4 protein-coding genes are annotated in these 3,078 nt (G+C 59.1%); 2 read left to right on the plus strand and 2 right to left on the minus strand.

The window, feature by feature from the left end:
* Positions 1-69: 69 nt before the first annotated feature.
* The gene (locus Q0687_RS28790; protein WP_298884743.1) at positions 70-810 is read right to left on the minus strand and encodes a hypothetical protein; all 741 of its coding nucleotides are present in this window, start codon (positions 808-810) and stop codon (positions 70-72) included.
* 264 nt (positions 811-1,074) lie between these two features.
* Between Q0687_RS28790 and Q0687_RS28795 the strand changes: the two genes are divergently transcribed.
* Positions 1,075-1,509, plus strand: a complete 435-nt coding sequence (locus tag Q0687_RS28795; RefSeq protein ID WP_298884746.1) for a nuclear transport factor 2 family protein — start codon at positions 1,075-1,077, stop codon at positions 1,507-1,509.
* A 588-nt stretch (positions 1,510-2,097) separates the two neighbouring features.
* Here Q0687_RS28795 and Q0687_RS28800 read toward each other — a convergent pair.
* Entirely contained in the window at positions 2,098-2,556 is a 459-nt protein-coding gene (locus tag Q0687_RS28800; RefSeq protein WP_298884750.1) for a cupin domain-containing protein, read from the minus strand.
* A gap of 95 nt (positions 2,557-2,651) precedes the next feature.
* On the opposite strand from Q0687_RS28800, the gene Q0687_RS28805 reads away from it, so the two are divergent.
* Positions 2,652-3,078: winged helix-turn-helix domain-containing protein (locus Q0687_RS28805; protein ID WP_298884753.1), on the plus strand; the 427-nt coding region annotated here is incomplete at its 3' end.

Consider the following 3,078-nt stretch of genomic DNA (forward strand, 5'->3'; position numbering starts at 1 on the left):
TTAGCTTTGTCATCATCTCGATGATGCTCTCGGGCGGCCATTGCTCATCCTGCATTCCAAATGGCTCCATCAAAACGCATCTCGGTCGCCCGCTCCGTCCAAGCACTGTTCAGCATAGCGCAGGCCTTTGCTCACCCGCTCCAAGCGATCACGTCCAACATCACTTTCGGGGCCAAGCGCGAGGGATTCAATGATGTATTGCCCGGCCGTCAGGACACCCTTGTTTATCTCGTCAAGAGTAAGAATGCAGTCACGCTGCCGAACTTGAGCATCTTCGGTTGCGGGCTTCGCCGCTTTTGCGATGGCGAGTTGAGCCGCTGCTCGAACAGTTAATCGGCCAAAGAGGCTGCACAATCGTCGAACGTGCTCTGGCGCGCTCTTGAGGTCGAAGCGGTTGAATGCCTCCAAGATGTGGGAATTCCAGGAGACGAGTTCAGCAAGCGCCTTCGTCACGGCGCGGGCGCCGGTCTCGGTGAGCATGTAGGTGCTTGATACGCCCGGTATGGATAGGGCATCGGTCGTGATCTGCTGCGTCCAACCTGCGCGCAGCATCTGCGACCACAACGCATCATTGGCGCTGCCCACACCCGTTGTCATCGTGCCCCCAAAACGAGCTGCGGCGGCCTCGTTGAGGGACAGATCGCCCGGCGAAAGTGTCGCCAGCCAAAGACAAAGCTGGCGGCTGTCGAAGCCGGCCGAGCTGGAACCGTTGCTCAAGGGTGGCCTGTTGGTTGCATGAGAAGGCACGCACACACCTTTAGCGAAGAAGGCTTGAAGCGATGTTAAAGGCCAAATGTAGATTTGTGGCATTTTCGCTGACGTCGGCTGTTGGCCCTTCGCGTCAGCTCGCCCAGTGTTGCGACATGGCAGGTGCCGGGGTTGAACCGGAAGTCCTAACCTCAGGCGCAGACCGACGCGATTGACCCAACACGGACCTTTGAACCTCAGAAATCCCCACCATCGCGTAACGTACCTCAACGTCGGCGAGGGAAATCTCCGCCAGCCGACTGCGGTCGGTTGACGAACGGACCGAAGCCCTATGAAGCGACGAAAACTAAACGCACCGGAGGGAACATGGCGTTCAAATCAGCGACTTTTATCCTTTGCCTGCTGATTGCTATTCCGCGCACTTTGACCGCGGGTGGGGCGCTTGATGCTGCCGTCATGGACGAGATGCACAAGCAGTTTTCAGAAGCGTACAATAGAGCTGATCTGGACGCTATGGCCGCGACGTTTGCCGAAAACGCGATACGCGTTACGCCCAGCGGCATCTTTCAAGGGCGGGAGGCCATTCGCCAGAGTTTCAGCGACGCCCTCAAGCTCGGACTGCATGACTATTCGGTTCAAAGAACCGTCTCGCGTCCCGAAGGCTCCTTTGTCTTCAACGCCGGAACATGGCAAGCCAAGTTAGGAGACCGGCCTTTTCGCGGCTATTACTCATCCATACTGACAAGCGAAAGTGGGAAGCCGAAGATCATCGAAGAAACGGTTACGGTTGCGGCTCCCTGAGAAGCAGAGGGCGGGATTTTCCGCTTGTCGCCCGTGGCTGACCTCAGCCCTAAGCGCGGCGATGTCCGCTTCCGAGAGATGACCCAACCAAGGTCATGCTGGCTTCGAGGGCAGCCTTTGACCCGTTGCGTAAATCATGTCTCGTTGGTCTTCTTTCGCCGGGTGTCTAGGTATCGCAGCAACCGATGCATGCCGAGACCGGCGAGAACGGGGAGTACCACGAAATCTGGCAGTAAAAGAAGCCCGAATAGCCACACGTTGACTTTCTTGGGCGGACGGACCGTCAAGCCATTGACGATGCGTGGTGCTGTAGCGGTTGCATCGTCGGTGAGCGACTTCGGCACGTCCCTTGGTGGCTCAGGGCTGGGCATAATTCAACCTACCACGGGCCCTTCTAATAGAAGATCACGACTTCACGACCCAATGCTCGTTTGGCCTTCAGTGACGATTAATCACAATGCTGACGGTGACTGCTGTTGGCCCGCGGCTGACCTCAGCTATGAGCGCGGTGATGTCCACTTCCGAGGGTTAACCGACCAAGGGCATGCTGGCTTCCGAGGGCAGCCTTTGACCCAAATGAGACGAAGCTCACTTTCTGAGTGCCGATAGCTGATCGGTGTCATAGCGGGCTCGCAACTCAGAAATCGCCGCCGGATCTGCCGCGCCGCCACGGGCCACCGTTTCCGCGAGTTCTTCGAAATAGCGCTCGTGCCCTGGCGGCGACACCGTCATCAGTACGCGCGCGATCTTATCTGAGGCGTTACCAATGTTGTGCGGTACGCCGGGTGGCAGGAACAGGTAAGTGCCTGGCGTGGCGCGCACGCGTTCGTTGCCGACCTGCCAGTCGCAATCTCCCTCTAGTACGTAAAACGTCTCCTCCTGCACGCGATGGACATGCAGGCCGGTGGAAAAGCCCGGTGGAATGGACCATTCGAACATCGAGGTGTGCTTGGTGTCATTGCCGGTGACCAAAAAGGTCATTGGCTGGCCGGCAAGCTTAACGCCTTTTCCCTCGTTTGGTCGTCGGATGATCGGCTGTCGGCTCATCATGGCTCTCCAGATTGCAATGGGAGCCCCAAGGTGGCTTTTTGTCGTCCGAAAGTCGTGAAACGCAGCCGAAATTGTTGCAAAATATCGCCGAAATGACCCAGCTGCCCGCGACATACCGCTTCGGTTCCTTTGCGCTCGACGCCGCCACCGGAGCGCTTCTTTACGACGGCGAGCCAAGTCCACTTGGCCAGCGGGGCGCCTCGTTGTTGCGCCTGTTACTTGAGCGCGCCGCGTCGCCGGTCAGCAAGGATGCCCTAATCGAGGCCGCATGGCCGGGACTTGCGGTCGAGGACAGTAATCTCACGGTGCAGATCGCGGCACTTCGCCGCGCGCTCGAGCAGGGCGGCGGCGGGCGCTGGATAGAGACGCTTCCGCGTCGCGGCTATCGCTATGCCGGCCCGCCGGTCACCCGTACGGCCACGCCGCCCTATGAGCCTCCGCACCCCGCCGCGCTCGCTGTGCCCGAAAAACCATCGATCGCCGTGCTGCCATTCGAGCAATCTGACGAGCCCCCCTGGC

The organism is uncultured Bradyrhizobium sp. (assembly GCF_936928535.1).
Taxonomy (GTDB): domain Bacteria; phylum Pseudomonadota; class Alphaproteobacteria; order Rhizobiales; family Xanthobacteraceae; genus Bradyrhizobium.